This is a genomic window from Qipengyuania pacifica (assembly GCF_019711555.1).
Taxonomy (GTDB): Bacteria; Pseudomonadota; Alphaproteobacteria; order Sphingomonadales; family Sphingomonadaceae; genus Qipengyuania; species Qipengyuania pacifica.
Window position 1 is genome coordinate 497,054 of the sequence record NZ_JAIGNQ010000002.1, and the last position, 15,589, is coordinate 512,642.

General features: G+C 62.4%; 14 protein-coding genes. 8 read left to right on the top strand and 6 right to left on the bottom strand.

Annotation, left to right across the window (positions count from 1 at the left end; all coding sequences use genetic code 11):
- Positions 1 to 153 precede the first annotated feature (153 nt).
- Positions 154 to 1,572 (top strand): sigma-54-dependent transcriptional regulator, encoded by a 1,419-nt coding sequence (locus K3177_RS07645; RefSeq protein WP_103022658.1) that lies wholly within the window; start codon positions 154 to 156, stop codon positions 1,570 to 1,572.
- A 19-nt stretch (positions 1,573 to 1,591) separates the two neighbouring features.
- On the opposite strand, the gene folP is transcribed toward K3177_RS07645, so the two are convergent.
- From folP to K3177_RS07670, 5 genes are all read right to left on the bottom strand, one after another.
- On the bottom strand, positions 1,592 to 2,707 hold the full coding sequence (folP, locus tag K3177_RS07650) for a dihydropteroate synthase (RefSeq protein WP_221597775.1): 1,116 nt from the start codon (positions 2,705 to 2,707) through the stop codon (positions 1,592 to 1,594).
- Positions 2,708 to 3,021: 314 nt separating this feature from the next.
- Positions 3,022 to 4,344, bottom strand: a complete 1,323-nt coding sequence (locus K3177_RS07655; protein WP_247714323.1) for a chloride channel protein — start codon at positions 4,342 to 4,344, stop codon at positions 3,022 to 3,024.
- Between the two features lie 133 nt (positions 4,345 to 4,477).
- On the bottom strand, positions 4,478 to 5,467 hold the full coding sequence (locus K3177_RS07660) for a GGDEF domain-containing protein (RefSeq protein WP_221597776.1): 990 nt from the start codon (positions 5,465 to 5,467) through the stop codon (positions 4,478 to 4,480).
- A 99-nt stretch (positions 5,468 to 5,566) separates the two neighbouring features.
- Positions 5,567 to 6,706, bottom strand: a complete 1,140-nt coding sequence (locus K3177_RS07665) for a site-specific DNA-methyltransferase (protein WP_221597777.1) — start codon at positions 6,704 to 6,706, stop codon at positions 5,567 to 5,569.
- Between the two features lie 210 nt (positions 6,707 to 6,916).
- Positions 6,917 to 7,543, bottom strand: coding sequence for a ribonuclease HII (locus K3177_RS07670; RefSeq protein ID WP_103022652.1), 627 nt, complete (start codon positions 7,541 to 7,543; stop codon positions 6,917 to 6,919).
- On the opposite strand from K3177_RS07670, the gene K3177_RS07675 reads away from it, so the two are divergent.
- The 6 genes from K3177_RS07675 (at position 7,542) to K3177_RS07700 (ending at position 12,448) form a co-directional block, all read left to right on the top strand.
- The gene (locus tag K3177_RS07675; RefSeq protein WP_221597778.1) at positions 7,542 to 8,729 is read left to right on the top strand and encodes a PQQ-dependent sugar dehydrogenase; all 1,188 of its coding nucleotides are present in this window, start codon (positions 7,542 to 7,544) and stop codon (positions 8,727 to 8,729) included. The two genes, K3177_RS07670 and K3177_RS07675, sit on opposite strands and share 2 nt — an antisense overlap.
- A gap of 50 nt (positions 8,730 to 8,779) precedes the next feature.
- Complete coding sequence (locus K3177_RS07680) at positions 8,780 to 9,307, top strand: GNAT family N-acetyltransferase (protein WP_103022650.1); 528 nt, start codon at positions 8,780 to 8,782, stop codon at positions 9,305 to 9,307.
- Positions 9,308 to 9,334: 27 nt separating this feature from the next.
- Positions 9,335 to 9,883: a DUF1285 domain-containing protein gene (locus tag K3177_RS07685; RefSeq protein WP_221597779.1), complete on the top strand. Its 549-nt coding sequence runs from the start codon at positions 9,335 to 9,337 to the stop codon at positions 9,881 to 9,883.
- A complete protein-coding gene (locus K3177_RS07690; protein WP_221597780.1) occupies positions 9,880 to 10,479 on the top strand; it encodes a CoA pyrophosphatase in 600 nt (199 codons plus the stop codon). The genes K3177_RS07685 and K3177_RS07690 overlap by 4 nt, the downstream gene beginning before the upstream one ends.
- A complete protein-coding gene (locus K3177_RS07695; RefSeq protein WP_221597781.1) occupies positions 10,479 to 11,657 on the top strand; it encodes a CCA tRNA nucleotidyltransferase in 1,179 nt (392 codons plus the stop codon). Before K3177_RS07690 ends, K3177_RS07695 begins: the two co-directional genes overlap by 1 nt.
- Positions 11,658 to 11,887: 230 nt before the next feature.
- Positions 11,888 to 12,448 (top strand): hypothetical protein, encoded by a 561-nt coding sequence (locus K3177_RS07700; protein WP_196846591.1) that lies wholly within the window; start codon positions 11,888 to 11,890, stop codon positions 12,446 to 12,448.
- 124 nt (positions 12,449 to 12,572) lie between these two features.
- Here the strand turns inward: K3177_RS07700 and parC are convergent, their stop codons facing one another.
- The gene (parC, locus tag K3177_RS07705; protein WP_221597782.1) at positions 12,573 to 14,873 is read right to left on the bottom strand and encodes a DNA topoisomerase IV subunit A; all 2,301 of its coding nucleotides are present in this window, start codon (positions 14,871 to 14,873) and stop codon (positions 12,573 to 12,575) included.
- 97 nt (positions 14,874 to 14,970) lie between these two features.
- Here parC and K3177_RS07710 point away from each other — a divergent pair, with 97 nt between their 5' ends.
- Positions 14,971 to 15,528 (top strand): type 1 glutamine amidotransferase domain-containing protein, encoded by a 558-nt coding sequence (locus tag K3177_RS07710; RefSeq protein ID WP_221597783.1) that lies wholly within the window; start codon positions 14,971 to 14,973, stop codon positions 15,526 to 15,528.
- Positions 15,529 to 15,589 lie beyond the last annotated feature (61 nt).

The following is a 15,589-nucleotide window of genomic DNA, read 5'->3' on the forward strand; positions in this document are numbered from 1 at the left end:
AGTCGATCTATCGCGGTGGTGCGCGCTGCTCAACCCCGCTGTTGCCAAATACCGCTTGGAACAGCCTTAATTGGCAATTAACCCGCCGCGCGTAAGACATATGCGAACGGATATGTACCATGTCCGGGGACCGAGGGAGCATTGCGAACCAAGATGGCAACACAGGAACCACGCCTGCTGATGCTGATCAACGACGAACCGGCGCAAAACCGGCTCGTCGCAACCCTCGCCGCACGCGCAGGCTGGCGCGTCGTCAGTTTCACGAGTGGCGAAGAAGCGCTCGAAATGCTGGCGTCTCCGGAATCTGATCAGGTCCACGCAATACTGTTCGACAAATGGACCGACGGAAATGCGCCGCGCGACCTGATCCGCGAATTGCGCGATGCGCGGCCCGATACGCCGCTTCTGGCGCTGACGGCCGACAATTCACCGCTGTTCGCGGTCGAGGCCATGCGGGCGGGCGCGACCGATTTTCTGGTCAAACCGCTCGGCCCCAATCGCCTGCTGCAGGCGCTCGACAGGGCGGATCATTCCGAACTACCCGACGCCGAGCTTCAACCCCTGGCTGAGAAACTGCCGCACCCGGTCGATTTCGATGCCATGGTCGGTTCGGCGGCACCGTTCCGTACCGCGCTGGCCAAGGCAGCCACTGCTTCGCGCGGCCACGCCCATGTGCTGGTCGAGGGCGAGCGCGGTACCGGCAAGGACATGCTGACACGGGCAATGCACGCCGCCAGTACCCGCGCCAAGGCGATCATGCGGGTGGTCCATTGCGGAGGAATGCCTCCCGCATCACTCGAATCGCTGCTGTTCGGACACGAAAAGGGAGCCTTTGCGGGAGCGTTCGACCGCCAGACCGGGCTTATCGAATATTGCGATGGCGGAACACTGATCCTGGTCGATGTCGATCGCCTCCCCGCAGACCAGCAACAACGGCTTGCCGGGGTGCTTGCCAGCGGCATCGTTCGCCCGACGGGCGCCTCCCATGGGTTCAAGATCGATCTGCGTATCTTTGCCACCTCCACGCTTCCACTCGACAAGCTGACGGCGAATGGCGAATTTTCCAAGGAACTGTTCGAACAGCTTTCCGCCACGCGCATCCGCCTGCCGGCGCTGCGCGAACGGCTGGGCGACATACCGGCGCTGACCCGTTACTTCCTCAGCCTCATCGGTGAGCGGCCCGGCCTCAAACATCATTCTATCGCAGACAGCGCGCTCAGCCTGCTCGAAGCCTATGACTGGCCGGGAAATATCCGCCAGTTTCAGGCCGTGCTGTTCCGGGCCTGCGTCTTCGAACAGCGCGAAGCCCTGACCGCGCACAGTTTCCAGAAGCTGGCCGCCCTGATCGGCGACAAGGCCGACCGCGGCGAGAGCCGGGCCCGGGGCCTGGGTGTCCTGCTGTACACCGAAGACGGGCATGTCAGGCCGCTGGAAGAGATCGAGGCCGATATCATCCGTCTTGCCATCGGCCATTATCGCGGGCGCATGACCGAGGTGGCTCGCAGGCTCGGCATCGGCCGCTCGACATTGTATCGCAAACTCGCCGAACTCGGGATCGACGACGCCGCCTGATCGCCGCGTAAGAGAGCTATCAGCCGGGCAGGTCGGCGAAATCGGTCAGCGCCGCATCGCGCAGGCCCCGCCACACATTGCGCGCCTGAACCGTTTCGACGACGTCGTGCACGCGCATGATCTGAACGCCTGCATCCATGCCCTTCACCGCCAGCGCGACGCTGCCGCCAAGTCGTTCGCCAGCCTCTGCCTCGTTCGAAAGTGCGCCGATCATTCGCTTGCGGCTGACGCCGAGCAGGAGTGGGTGCCCGAGCGCGTGGAACAGGGGCAATGCGTTCATCAGGGCGAGGTTGTCCGCCAGGCTCTTGCCGAAGCCGATGCCCGGATCGAGCAGGATATTGCGGGCCTCGATCCCCGCGGACAGCGCCGCATCGCGCCGCTCGCGCAAGGCGTCGAACACGTCGAAGACGACGTTGGAATATTCCCCGCCGTGGTGAGGATCGTCCCCGCCCGCACCCGGCGCGTGCATAAGGACGACGGGACAACCGGCCTGAGCCACGACCTCCGCGCTGCGCGGATCATACGCGAGGCCGGATACGTCGTTGACCAGATGCGCGCCAGCCTCCAGCGCCGCCTCCATCACGGCAGCCTTGCGCGTGTCGATGCTGACCGCAGCGCCCATGCCGACACAGGCTTCGATGGCCGGCACGATGCGCTCGATCTCGTCCCCTTCCCAAAGAGCCTTTGCACCCGGGCGGGTACTTTCGCCGCCGATATCGATGATCGCAGCGCCCGCCTCGACCATAGTGGCCGCGTGATCGCGCCCCGCCTCGCGGTCATCGAGGAACCGGCCCCCGTCGCTGAAGCTGTCGGGTGTCGCGTTGAGGATGCCCATAATCTGCGGCTGGTCGAGCCGGATCGTTCGTGCGCCAAGCTCCAAGGGCGGCTGCGCAAGCGCGAGATTGGACCACTGCGTTTCGGCCTCCGCCGCGCACTCATCCGGCAACCGACCCAGTATTTCGGCCATGCTATCGGGAGCTGCCAGCCAGCGCTCCACCACAACGCCATCGCGGCGCAGAATGACGGCAAAGCGACTGGCATACACCATGCTGCCCGCAAGCCGGATCGCATTGCCATGCTCGCTCTGCGGACCCGAGACGAGGCCGATGGGCCGGATATAGACAGTGTCACTCATTCAGCTTCGTCCCTCAAAACCTGAGACATGGACCGGGTGTTACACCGTTCAGGAGCTAAAATTTGTCGCTGTGGGCAGTATGATGTCTTTTTGCTCAGAAAACCGTCAGCTCGCTCGGAAAACATGAATGTTCGCGATGGAATACTGTCTGTTTGCGCTCCGATCCCGTTGGTTTGCATAAATTGCTGCGTCAGATTGGGCGTGTAGCGGCGAGCAGAAACGCATTGAGAGGCGGGTAACATAAAATTGGCCATGGATGTACGTCGTAGCGCGCGAAGGCTCTGTAGGACAGTGGGTCGCGGTGAAACAAGAGGTCAGTCTGGCCGATCTTCGCGCGGTTGCTGCGGCAGGAAGCCGCGTGCCAGGACGATGTAGAGTTTTTCGCGGCACACCATGCTGCCGGCCCAGTCTCCGATCAGTGCAGTGGCAAAGAGTGGCAGGATGACGTGGCTGCTGCCGGTCGCTTCGCCAAGAATGATCACCGCCGTCAGAGGTGCGCGGACCACGCCAGTGAAATATCCCGCCATGCCGAGCAGCACGATCAGCCCAGCCTGTTCGCTTGGGAAAAGCGGGGTCAGCCACTGTCCGAACCCGGCACCCGCCGCCAGCGAGGGCGCGAAAATCCCGCCCGGAATTCCGCTCGCGCTGGTCGCCAGCGCAGCGAAGAATTTGGCCGGGCCGAACCAGAAGTCGCCATCCCGCCCCTCGAGCAGAGCGGTCGTCGGCTCATAGCCGGTTCCGGCTGCATCACCATCGGTTACGAAGATGAGCAGTCCTACTACGATGCCACAGACCAGCGCGGTGATCATCGGCTTGCGGTCGAGCAAGGCAGCCCAGCGCCCATCCGGGCCGCGCAGCATCAGGAAAAGACGAGAGAACAATCCTCCCAAGAGCCCGCCCAGCAGGCCCGCCAGCGGCGCAGCGACCAGCACTGTGGTGATGGGAAGGCTGCCCTCCAGTTCGCCGAAGTAGATGTAGTCACCCGCCAGCCCCTGTGCCGTGAGCCCCGCGATCATGACCGCGCCCATGACCAGAATTGCAACGCGTTGTTCGTAGGCGACGGCCAGCTCTTCTATTGCGAAGGCGATTCCGGCCAGCGGCGTATTGAACGCGGCCGCAACGCCGGCAGCACCGCCCGCAATCACCACGCCGGGCGTCACGCGCAGGCGAAACAGCCGATGGACCTGTACCATTATCGCACCGGCGAGCTGCACCGTCGGCCCCTCGCGCCCAACCGATGCGCCGCCCAGCAATGCGACGACTGTCAGGACGATCTTTGCCAGTGCAGCGCGCAAGGAAAGCAATGCGCGAGCGATACGCCCCATCGGTTGGCGGCTGGCGGCCATGACCTGCGGTATGCCGGACCCGCGCGCCTCACGGGCGAAACGACGGGTCAGCACGGACACGAGCAGGAACGTCAGCGGGGTCAGGACCAGCGGAAGATAGACGTAATCACGCCGCAGCGAGGCGAACATCGCCTGCGCGCCATCGCCCAGTTTGGCAAAGAGCAGCGCGGCCAAGCCGATCAATATCGCCGAAACCAGCATGGCGATACGCCGGTGCCAATCGTCCGCACCGACCAGTTCCTGCGGCATCTTGCCTGTCAGAAACCGGGGTCTGCGGGGAATGAGCGCCATCGAAACGCTCTCTATGGGCGGCGGCGCAATTAGTCCAGCGGGCCCCGCGCTGTGCCTTCAACGCCGTCGATGTGCAGTTGGGCGGTCTAGCCAGTTATCGAAGGATGCCGAAAGTCTTGTTCCCGAGCCACCGTCAAGCGTCTCCTACGCGTCCTATCTCCGGCGCGATCAGTACTGTGTTGCGGCCGCTTTGCTTCGCTTTGTACAGCGCATTGTCGGCGCGCCGCAGGGTTTGTTCGCTGGTGCTCGAGCAGCCTGCCACGCCGGCAGAGAAGGTGATCGGATTCATCGGCTCGTCGGTTTCGCGCAGCCTCAGTTTGCGAAAGGCCAGGTCATCCTTGGCAGCCTGCACTTTTTCGACCATCCTCGCAGGGTCGGGGATTTCGGCGATCACCAGGAATTCCTCCCCGCCCCAGCGTGCCACCGGCCAGGGCGCGAGCGATTCCTCCAGCGCGGTCGCGACCAGTTTCAGAGCCCGGTCGCCGACCGTATGGCCATAGGTATCGTTGATCGACTTGAAATGATCGACATCGATGATCGCGATGCAATAGCGAACCTTGCGCGTTTCGAGATCCTGAATGGTCGTGCGGGCGGCGCGGCGGTTGGCGATGCCGGTCAGTTCATCGACCAGCGCCTTGTTGCGCGCTTCTTCGAGATCGCGCTGCAGCCTGTCGATCCGGTTGGATGAATTGGCCAATTCGCGTTCGGCCTGGGCCGCCCGATCGACGATGCGACCGATTGCGCTGGTCAGATCTTCGCCCTCTGCCCCTTCGCGGATCACTTGGCTTTCCTCGGCAATGTCGCGGCCCACGTCGCCCGCCTGACGCTGCGTTTCACGCGCCAGTTCACCTGCGGCGTCGAGAAACAAGTCGAGCGCCTCGTCACGTGCGGCGATCCGTTCTGCCGGATCTTCCGAAGCCTGGGCGAATTTCTGCATGATTTCGGCAACAGCTTCCTGCGTCATGCGCATGCCGCTATCGATATAGGTGTCGGTTTCCTCGACGATCACCTTGCTGGTCCGGTTGAGATAAAGATAGCCGAAGCGATAGTTGAACGGAGTGGGATCGAGCAGATTGCCTGCGAGAAACGCCAGGACTTTGCTGCCGATAGTGTCCTGTTTCATCTGCCTGCCATTACAGTTTGCCTGCCCGGCCTGCGTGAGGCCGGGTGCGGCAATACAGTCGATTGGTAAATTCTTGCAAAAAACCGCGCGGATCGTGCGTCAGTCTTCCACAGCCAGCAGATACAGCTGACGGGCCGCATCGATGGGCTTTACCTCGCCGCCATTTTCATAATGCCAGAAGGTCCACCCATTGCAGCTGGGTGCGCCTTGCAGGTCTTTGCCCAGCCCGTGGATGCTACCGGTCTGCTTTTCATAAGCCAGCGAGCCGTCGGCGCGGACTTTTGCGACCCAGCGGCGTTTCTTGTCGAACACCTGCGTGCCCGGTTTGATGAAGCCGTTTTCGACCAGTGCCCCGAAAGCGACCTTTGGCGCGGCTTTCGCGCTCTGCATCGTGGTCAGCGCGCTTTCGTCGAGTGGGAGTTCCTTCTCGATCCGCTTGAGGGCCGCATCGCGATAATTGCCCTCGCGTTCGCAGCCGATCCATTCGCGCCCCAGACGCTTGGCCACGGCGCCCGTAGTGCCGGTGCCGAAGAACGGGTCGAGCACCACGTCCCCGCGTTCGGTCGTGGACAGCAGCACACGATAGAGCAATGCCTCGGGTTTCTGCGTCGGGTGGACCTTGTGGCCGCCTTCCTTCAACCGCTCCCCACCATTGCAGATCGGCAGAACCCAGTCGCTGCGCATCTGCAATTCATCGTTCAGCGTTTTCATGGCGCGATAGTTGAAGTGGTATTTGGCCTTTTCGCCCTGGCTGCACCACAGCAGCGTTTCATGCGCATTCGTGAACCGCGTGCCCTTGAAATTGGGCATGGGGTTCGACTTGCGCCAGACGATGTCGTTGAGGATCCAGAAGCCCAGATCCTGCAGGATCGCACCGACGCGGTAAATGTTGTGATAGCTACCGATGACCCACAGCGCCCCATCGGGCTTGAGCACGCGCTTCGCTTCCGTCAGCCATTCGCGCGTGAAATCGTCGTAGATCTTGAAGCTGTCGAACTGGTCCCAGTGATCGGTCACCGCATCGACATGGCTGCCATCGGGCCGGTTCAGATCGCCGCCCAGCTGGAGATTGTAAGGCGGATCGGCAAAGACGAGGTCCACGGACGCATCGGGTAGCGAACGCATCGCTTCCACGCAGTCACCGTCCAAGATGCGCCCCAAGGGCAGCAATTCCTTCGGTACATCCGCAATTTTAACCGCCGCGTTTACGCGACTCTTCGTGGTCTCGATGACCCCCATGATATTCGTCCCTGTCCTTAGTTATCCACAGGGTGAGTCCAAGCGGACTCCGCGTCAAGCACGAAAAACCTAAGCCACGATGGTTAAGGTTGGGTTTCTTACAGAGAACAGAAGGTGTCCGTCACAAGATATTGAGTCCATGCGAAATATGCGGACTCAATATTGTGGGGTGTGGCACGCAGGACTCAATCTGGCCCGATACGGCAGATGTCAGAGCAGCGCCATCTGCGACACCGGCGCGAAGCTGCGCCGGTGCAGCGGCGTGGGCCCGTGCATGCGCAGCGCTTCCATATGTTCGGCGGTGCCATATCCGGCATTGCGGTCCCAGCCGTAATGCGGGTGGGTTTCGGCGGCTTCGCGCATCAGACGGTCGCGATGTTCCTTGGCGAGGATGCTGGCGGCGCCGATGCACTTCTCCTTGCCATCCCCGCCCACGATGGGCCGCGCCCCTGCCCAGCGCCATTCGGGATGGCGACCGTGCGGCGTCATGTTGCCATCGATCAGAACCTCTTCCGGCTCGCAGCCCATGGCGTCGACCAGCCGGCTTACCGCCAGCGTCATCGCCAGCATGGTGGCCTGAAAAATGTTGATCCGGTCGATCTCTTCGGGCTCGACCACGGCAAGCCCCCAGACGCATCGTGTACGAATTTGCGGCTCGAGCAGGGAACGGCGCTTGGCCGAAAGCTTTTTAGAATCGTCGAGACCCGGAGGTGCCGGGTTGCACAATACCACCGCGGCCGCCACCACCGGCCCTGCCAGCGGCCCGCGGCCCGCCTCGTCCACACCGACGATCAGCGGCGCAGCACCAAGGCCACAATCGGGAGTTGAATGATACATGCGCCAGTTCGTCCTCGCTGCCACCCTATCGCCTATGGCTCTGCTCGCAAGTTGCGGCAACGCTGCTTCCGGGGATAGCGCGCAGACCCAATCAACGCCCATGCCATCGGAAACCATCTCCGTTTCCAGCGGCCAGGATTTGAACGCGCAGGATTACGGCACCTTCGACGAGCCGTGGGCGGCTGAATTTGCGCCAGGTACCGACACGCTGTTCATTACGGAACGTGGGGGCACGATCAAATTCGTAGATACGGCAAACGGTACGCAGGGGACCGTAACAGGCGCGCCCGAGGTCGATTATGGCGGCCAGGGCGGGCTTGGGGACATAGCTTTCCTCCCATCCGAATCCTCGAGCAGCCTGGATCGCCGCACGATCTATCTGAGCTGGGCCGAAGCGGGCGAAGGCGATACGCGCGGGGCCGTGGTCGGCCGTGGCACTGTGGAATGCGCGCAGGCGAATGCCTGTGCAATCGAGGGGCTGGAGGTAATCTGGCGGCAGGCGCCGAAGGTAACGGGCCGCGGGCACTATTCGCACCGCCTCGCCTTCAGCCCGGACGAACGCTACCTCTTCGTAGCCAGCGGCGACCGCCAGCAAATGCAGCCTGCACAGGATACGTCGAATAATCTGGGCTCCATCGTTCGCCTCAACCTCGACGGATCGACCGCTGCCGGTAATCCGCTTGCCGGCGAAGGCGGTATCAGCGCGCAGCTGTGGTCGTGGGGACACCGCAACATCCTCGGCCTGCAGTTCGATGGCCAGGGTCGCCTGTGGGATCTGGAACACGGCCCCGCTGGCGGTGACGAGCTGAACCTCGTGCAATCGGGCGGGAATTACGGCTGGCCCGAGGTCTCTGGCGGCGATCACTACGATGGCAAACCGATACCCCGCAATTCCACAAGAGACGATTTCATCAAGCCGGCAGTCAACTGGACACCGGTAATCGCGCCGGGCGATTTCATCTTCTATTCCGGTGATCAGTTTGCCGGCTGGAAGGGCGCGGCGGTGATCGCGGCCATGAAGCCTTCCGCTCTCGTCGTCGTGACGATCGACGGTGAAAGCGCGCGCGAAACGCAGCGCATACCGTTTGAAAAACGTCTGCGTGAAATCGTACAGGGTCCAGACGGCGCGATCTGGGTGCTCGAAGACAAGGAAGGCGGGCGGCTGCTCAAACTAACACCGGGCTAAGGCGAATTTGATCGACTTGGCCTGCGGCGCGCCCTAATCGGCGCGCCCTTATGGCGACGCTCGTTCCCCTTTCCGCTATCGACCCGCAGATGGTCGAAGAATTGCTCGATGCCTCCTTCGGCGAGGGGCGACATGCCCGCACGGCCTATCGCATCCGCGAAGGGACCGACTGGCTTGACGCGCTGAGCTTTGCCGCGCTCGACGATGACGATTATCTGGCCGGCACGATCCAGCTCTGGCCGGTCGCGCTGACGGACCCGCGCGGACGCGCGCACCCGATGATCATGGTGGGTCCGGTTGCAGTCATGCCGGGACGGCAGGGCGAAGGTTTCGGAAAGGCGCTGATGGCCGCAAGCCTTGGCGCGATCGACGCCGGTTTCGAAGACGGCGCCTCGCCCCTGCCTCAGGTGATGATCGGTGATCCCGACTATTACGATCGCTGGCAGTTCACCGCTGCGCACACGCAGGGCTGGCACTGCCCGGGTCCATTCGAAAAACACCGCTTGCTGGCGCGCAGCGGCAATCCGGCAATCCTGCCCGCAGAAGGAATGCTGGGCCCGTGGAGCTTGGCGAACTAGTCGCTATCTGGCATCGGCAGTTCCACGATGCCCTATACCCCGCCCCCAGAACTCGCCGGCATGTCGCTGGCACAGATTGCCGAGGCCGTTGCGGAGCGAAAGCTTCCCCCGGTCGAACAATGGTCGCCTGACAATATCGATGACAGTCACATGCGCATTGGTGCCGACGGAACCTGGTATCACGAGGGTTCGGCGATCAAGCGCCCCGGCATGGTGCGCGCCTTTGCGGGCCTGCTGAACCGTGAAGAAGACGGCAGCTACTGGCTCGTCGTGCCTTATCAGAAACTGTCGATAGAGGTGGAAGATGCCTGCTTCATCGCCACCGATGTCAGCGAGACCGAAGGCGACCTCGCCTTCCGGCTGAACACCGACGAACTGGTGGTGGCTGGGCTTGATCATCCGATACGCGCGGCCGGCGATGGCGACAGTCCATCGCTCTATATTCACGTTCGTCGCGGTTGCGAGGCGCGGCTAAACCGTTCGACCTATGAACAGCTCGCCCGCATCGCGCTCGAGCGCGGTGACGACTGGACCGTGAAGAGCGGCGGCGAGACTTTTTCGCTTCTGCCTGCATGAGCGAAATCTTCGACCGTCTTACCCAGTTGTTCGAACAGGGCCATGCGCGTGATGTCGGCGAACTCATGTCGGACAGCCGCTTCGCCGACCTTGATCGCACCGCCGACGCAGCCGTCCTGATCGCGGTGACCGAGCGACCCGATCCCACAGTCATCCTGACGCAAAGACCGCGGACCATGCGCGATCATCCCGGACAGGTCGCGTTCCCCGGGGGCAAGGTCGAAGACGGCGAAAACGCAGTGGACGCGGCGTTACGCGAAGCATGGGAAGAATTGGCGATCGAGCCAGAGAACGTCCGGCTGATCGGCACGACCGACCGCTATCAAACCGGTACAGGGTTCGATATCACCCCAGTCCTTGCCACAGTGCCGCGCGATCTTTCCATCCGCCCGGACCCGCGTGAAGTCGAAAGCTGGTTCGAATGCCCCCTCGAAAAGCTCATGGACGCTTCGCAATGGAACCACGATTCGGTCTTCTGGAAAGGGGCTACGCGGGAATATCTGGAAATGAATCATGATGGTTACCGGATCTGGGGTGTGACGGCAGCCATCTGCTGGAACCTGTCCCGTCGGATAGCGTGGCTGGAGGCGCATTGATGACGGCACATCTGCCAAAGGCCGAATGGACGCAGCGCGCGAGCCTGGCCAAGCTCGTCGAAACGCTGGGCGCTGACGATATTCGCTGGGTCGGCGGCTGCGTACGCGACACGATGCTGGACTATCGCGCGCATGATATCGACGCGGCGACGCGGCATCTGCCCGCCACCGTCATCGATCGCTGCAAGGATGCCGGTATCCGCACTATTCCCACCGGTATCGACCATGGCACCGTGACCGCGATCTTCGACGACGGAAATGTGGAGATCACCACGCTGCGGCGCGATGTCGCGACCGACGGCAGGCGCGCCACGATCGCCTTCTCCCACGAATGGAAAGACGATGCGGCGCGGCGCGATTTCACCATCAATGCGCTGTATGCCCACCCGGAAACCCTCGAAATCTCGGATTATTTCGGCGGCCTTACCGATCTTTCCGCCAGGCGTGTGCGCTTCATCGGCGATGCCGAAACGCGCATACAGGAAGATCACCTGCGCATATTGCGCTATTTCCGCTTCGCCACGCGCTTCGGTGATGGCTGGGATGAAGAGGCCACGGCCGCATGCAGCGCCCTCGCCCCGACCCTGAAGGGCCTGAGCCGCGAACGCGTGGGCTGGGAAATGCAGAACCTGCTCGCCCTTCCCGATCCGTCCGCGACAATTGCTAAGATGCGCACCCTTGGGGTGTTGCAGGAAGTGCTGCCCGAATGCGGCAGGCGCGAGGTGGATCAGCTGGGTCGCCTGATCGAGGCGGAAAGGGCCGCCGACATAGAACCCGATGCCATGCGGCGGATGGCTGCGCTTTTGCCGGCCGTGCCGCCGGTTGCAGAGGCTGTATCGGCCCGCCTGCGTCTGTCCCGCAGCCAGCGCGATCGCCTGATGTGCGTGGCCCGCCGCGATCCCCGCGACGGTGATCGTCCTCGCGGACTGGCTTATGAGGTCGGCAAGGATTGCGCGCTTGATCGCCTGTTGATCGCAGGAAAAGACCCGTCGTCGATCCTCGGCTGGGAAGCGCCCCGCTTTCCGCTGAAAGGAGGGGAGATCGTGGCACGCGGCGTCGGCAGGGGGCCCGAAGTCGCGCGCATACTGCAGCGGATCGAAAAGCGCTGGGTGGATGAACAATTCCCGCCGCGCACCAGGGTTGAAGAATTGCTCGACGAGGAACTCGCCGCTCGCTGAACATCCACCCTTTGTGCGCTTCAGCGTCGCTTAAGGTGCACTGCAGCATAAAGGCCTCGCGGTTGCAAAAAAACGCAGTCCGTGACATACAGTACCCGTTCTCCCGTGGGGGGACTTGCGGGTGTCGGGAACCACACTCTCGCCCGCTCTTTCCATTCTTGATCGGCTCGATCGCGCGTTTCGCGTGTGGGGGAGCCGCGTATTTCGAATAACAAGCCTTGGAGTTTTATATGAAAATCGCGAAGCTGGCGCTTGCCGCCGTCGCCCTCACCACCACCGCAGCCGTTGCCCCCGGCGTTGCCGTCGCGCAGGAAGCAACCGCTTCCGTCGCAGCTGGCGCAACAGTCTATGGCAATGACGGCGCCGAAATCGGCACTATCGAAGCCGTTCAGGGCGACACCGTGATCCTCGTGGTCGACGACATGCGCGCTCCGGTTCCGGCCAATGCGTTCGGCACGAACGACAACGGAACCTCGCTCAACGCCACCAAGGCGCAGATCGTCAGCATGCTGCAGGCGGCCCATCAGGAAGCCGTTGCCAAGCGTGACGCTGCCCTGGTCGTCGGTGCCAATGCCGTCACTGCCAAGAACGCGCCGCTCGGCACCGTTCTCGAAATCGACGGTGACAATGTGATCATCGCCCGGGGCGGTGACGAGACCAAGAAGGTCACCCTGCTGCGCGAACATTTCGCTGCCAGCCCGACCGGCACCCTGATGGCGCTGCTGACCAACGCGCAGATCGATGCGGCCATGGGCGCCTCGGCACCCGCAGCCGAAAGCGCCGGCGAGTAATCGTCTAGCAAATAATCCCTGAGCCTGTTTCAGGGTCGCGAAAGGCCGGGAGTGCGCAAGCGCTTCCGGCCTTTTCTCATGCGGTCAATCCACCTCTGCCGCGGCAGTCATCGGAACGGCTGCGTCAGGTGAACTTGTTATCGCGCGGGAAACCTTGCGGCGGCATGCGCCCTGCCCCGCCGCGGGCCACCTTCCATTGCCACATCTCGCCTTCCGTGCGTGTGCGGCCTTCCTTGCCGCCCATCGTCCAGCTCAACCCCTCTGCCAGAGTGAAGGTGGTCGCATCGGAAAGGCCCCCGTCGCGATAACGCTGCAAGGTCACGCCCTGGCCGCGGGCAAGTTCGGGCAGTTCCTCGAGATTGAAGACCACCAGCTTGCGATTGTCCCCCACGCAGGCGACGTGGTCGTGACCTTCTTCTATTGTCCGCGCCACAACCATCTTCGCATCACCCTTGAGGTTGACGACCTGCCGCCCCTTGCGGGTTTCGGCGAGCAGATCGTCGGTGGTCGTACCGAAGCCCTTGCCCGTGTCCGCCACCAGCAGCAGGCGCTGCTTCGGCTTGTGGACGATCAGCGCCACGATATGCGCGCTGGCATCGATATCCAGCGTATTGCGCACCGGTTCGCCAAAGCCGCGCGCGCCGGGCAGCTTGTCCGCGCCGATCGTGAAGAACCGCCCCTTGTCGGTCGCCAGCAGCAGCTTGTCGGTAGTCTGCGCATGGATCACGAAGGCCGGACCATCGCCTTCCTTGTATTTGAAATCCTGATCCAGCGGCAGATGTCCCTTTGCACCGCGGATCCAGCCCTTCTGCGACAGGATCACCGTTACCGGCTCCTTCTCGATCATCGCGTCCATGCTGAATTCGACCGCGGGCGCCGCTTCCCGAATGCTGGTGCGGCGGGCCCCCAATGCAGTGTCTTCGCCATATTCCTTGCGCAGCGCATTGAGATCGCGCTTCAGCCGCGTGCGCTGGCGTGCTGGCGAGCCGAGCAGCTTTTCCAGTTCATCCTGTTCCTTGAGCAGATCGTCCTTTTCCTGGCGAAGCTGCATTTCCTCAAGCTTGCGCAAACTGCGCAGCCGCATGTTCAGGATCGCTTCGGCCTGCCGGTCGGTCAGGCTGAACTCCTCCATCATCACCGCCTTGGGCTCATCCTCGTAACGGATGATTTCGATCACCCGGTCGAGGTTGAGGAAGGCGATGATGTAGCCTTCGACCAGCTCCAGCCGCCGCGCGATCTGGTCCAGCCGGTGCTGGCTGCGGCGCTGCAGAATATCGATCTGGCTGGCGATCCAGTTGTTCAGCAGTTCCTTCAGCCCCATCACCATCGGCGTGCGGCTGGCGTCGAGCACGTTCAGGTTGAGCCCGAACCGGGTTTCCATATCGGTCAGCTTGTACAGGCTTTCCTTGAGCAGCTCAGGGTCGACATTGCGGCTGCGCGGGACCAGCACGATGCGGATCTTTTCATCGCTCTCGTCGCGCACGTCTTCGAGGATCGGCAGCTTCCGGTCGGCGATTGCCTGCGCGATCTGTTCGATCAGCTTGCCCTTGGCCACCTGATAGGGGATCTCGCTGATCACGAGCTGCCATTGCCCGCCACCCATCCGCTCGATCCCCGCTTCGCGATCCTCCGCGCTGGCTGCTTCTGCCGCGTGAAAACGCCCGCGCACACGGAATGACCCGCGGCCGGTCTCATACGCCGCAGCAACAAGCTCCGCGCTTTCGGCCACAATGCCTCCGGTGGCGAAGTCCGGGCCCTTGAACAGCTCCATCAGCCGCGCATGTTCGACATGCGGGTTGTCGATTACTTCAAGCGTCGCGTCGACGATCTCTGCGACATTGTGGCTGGGTATGTTGGTTGCCATGCCCACCGCGATGCCGCTCGCACCGTTGGCAAGCAGATTGGGGAACAGGCCGGGGAATATCTCCGGCTCCTGCTCTTCCCCATTGTACGTAGGAATGAACTCGACCGTGCCTTCGTCGAGCCCCTCCATCAGCCGTAACGCGGTCTTCGTCAGGCGCGCTTCGGTGTACCGATAGGCGGCGGCGTTATCACCATCGATATTGCCGAAATTGCCCTGGCCTTCAACCAGCGGATATCGCAGCGCGAAATCCTGCGCGAGGCGGACCATCGCATCGTAGACGCTGGCATCGCCGTGGGGGTGATACTTGCCGATCACGTCGCCAACCACGCGTGCGGATTTCTTGAACGCGCTGGAAGGGTCGAGCTTCAGCTGGCGCATCGCCCACAGCAGGCGGCGATGCACGGGCTTCAACCCGTCGCGCAGGTCCGGCAGCGAACGCGCGGTGATCGTGCTCAGCGCATAGACCAGATACCGTTCGGACAGAGCGCTGTCGAACGGGGCGTCGACGATCGCGTCGAACGGGTCTTTGTCACTGTCGAGCGTGGTTTCATTGGCGGCCATGACACTCGCCCTACCACCGCCACGCCCCGCCTAGAAGAACGGAACAACCCGCTTTCCCCACGCATTGCATGAGTAACAGCAAATCAAGGAGTTTCCCATGAGCAAGCGCGTAATGATCCTCGCCACCGATGGCTTCGAACAGTCCGAACTCGAAAAGCCAAAGGCGAACCTCGAAAAGGCCGGTATCGAAACCGTCGTCGTCAGCCTCGAAAGCGGTGAAATCAAGGGTTGGGACCAGGATGACTGGGGCAACAGCGTCAAGGTCGACAAGGTTATCGATGATGTATCAGACTGTTCCGATTTCGATGCATTGCTGATCCCCGGGGGCCAGATCAATCCCGACCTTCTCCGCGTGAACGATCGCGCAGTCGCGATCGTGCGTGAATTCAATGATGCGGGTAAGCCGATCGCAGCCATCTGCCATGCCCCGTGGATGCTGATTGAAGCCGGCATCGTCGAAGGCAAGACGGCAACCTGCTACAAATCGATCCGCACCGATCTGAAGAATGCCGGCGCCAACGTGGTCGATCAGGAAGTTGCCCAGGACGGCAACCTGATCACCAGCCGTAACCCCGATGACATCCCCGCCTTCAGCAAAGCGCTGATCGAAATGCTCGGCGAAACAGCCGACAAGGCAGAGCTCGAAGCCGCCTGAACCTAAGTACCCAGTAACAACGAGAGCCCCGCCGCATCACTGCGGCGGGGCTTTTGCTATT

Coding starts and splice junctions, on each gene's coding strand:
- K3177_RS07660 (WP_221597776.1), bottom strand. CDS start 5,467: ATGAAACAGGACACTATCGGCAGCAAAGTCCTGGCGTTTCTCGCAGGC.
- K3177_RS07645 (WP_103022658.1), top strand. CDS start 154: ATGGCAACACAGGAACCACGCCTGCTGATGCTGATCAACGACGAACCG.
- K3177_RS07680 (WP_103022650.1), top strand. CDS start 8,780: ATGGCGACGCTCGTTCCCCTTTCCGCTATCGACCCGCAGATGGTCGAA.
- K3177_RS07685 (WP_221597779.1), top strand. CDS start 9,335: ATGCCCTATACCCCGCCCCCAGAACTCGCCGGCATGTCGCTGGCACAG.
- K3177_RS07670 (WP_103022652.1), bottom strand. CDS start 7,543: ATGTATCATTCAACTCCCGATTGTGGCCTTGGTGCTGCGCCGCTGATC.
- K3177_RS07690 (WP_221597780.1), top strand. CDS start 9,880: ATGAGCGAAATCTTCGACCGTCTTACCCAGTTGTTCGAACAGGGCCAT.
- K3177_RS07695 (WP_221597781.1), top strand. CDS start 10,479: ATGACGGCACATCTGCCAAAGGCCGAATGGACGCAGCGCGCGAGCCTG.
- K3177_RS07675 (WP_221597778.1), top strand. CDS start 7,542: ATGCGCCAGTTCGTCCTCGCTGCCACCCTATCGCCTATGGCTCTGCTC.
- K3177_RS07710 (WP_221597783.1), top strand. CDS start 14,971: ATGAGCAAGCGCGTAATGATCCTCGCCACCGATGGCTTCGAACAGTCC.
- K3177_RS07700 (WP_196846591.1), top strand. CDS start 11,888: ATGAAAATCGCGAAGCTGGCGCTTGCCGCCGTCGCCCTCACCACCACC.
- folP (WP_221597775.1), bottom strand. CDS start 2,707: ATGAGTGACACTGTCTATATCCGGCCCATCGGCCTCGTCTCGGGTCCG.
- K3177_RS07665 (WP_221597777.1), bottom strand. CDS start 6,706: ATGGGGGTCATCGAGACCACGAAGAGTCGCGTAAACGCGGCGGTTAAA.
- K3177_RS07655 (WP_247714323.1), bottom strand. CDS start 4,344: ATGGCGCTCATTCCCCGCAGACCCCGGTTTCTGACAGGCAAGATGCCG.
- parC (WP_221597782.1), bottom strand. CDS start 14,873: ATGGCCGCCAATGAAACCACGCTCGACAGTGACAAAGACCCGTTCGAC.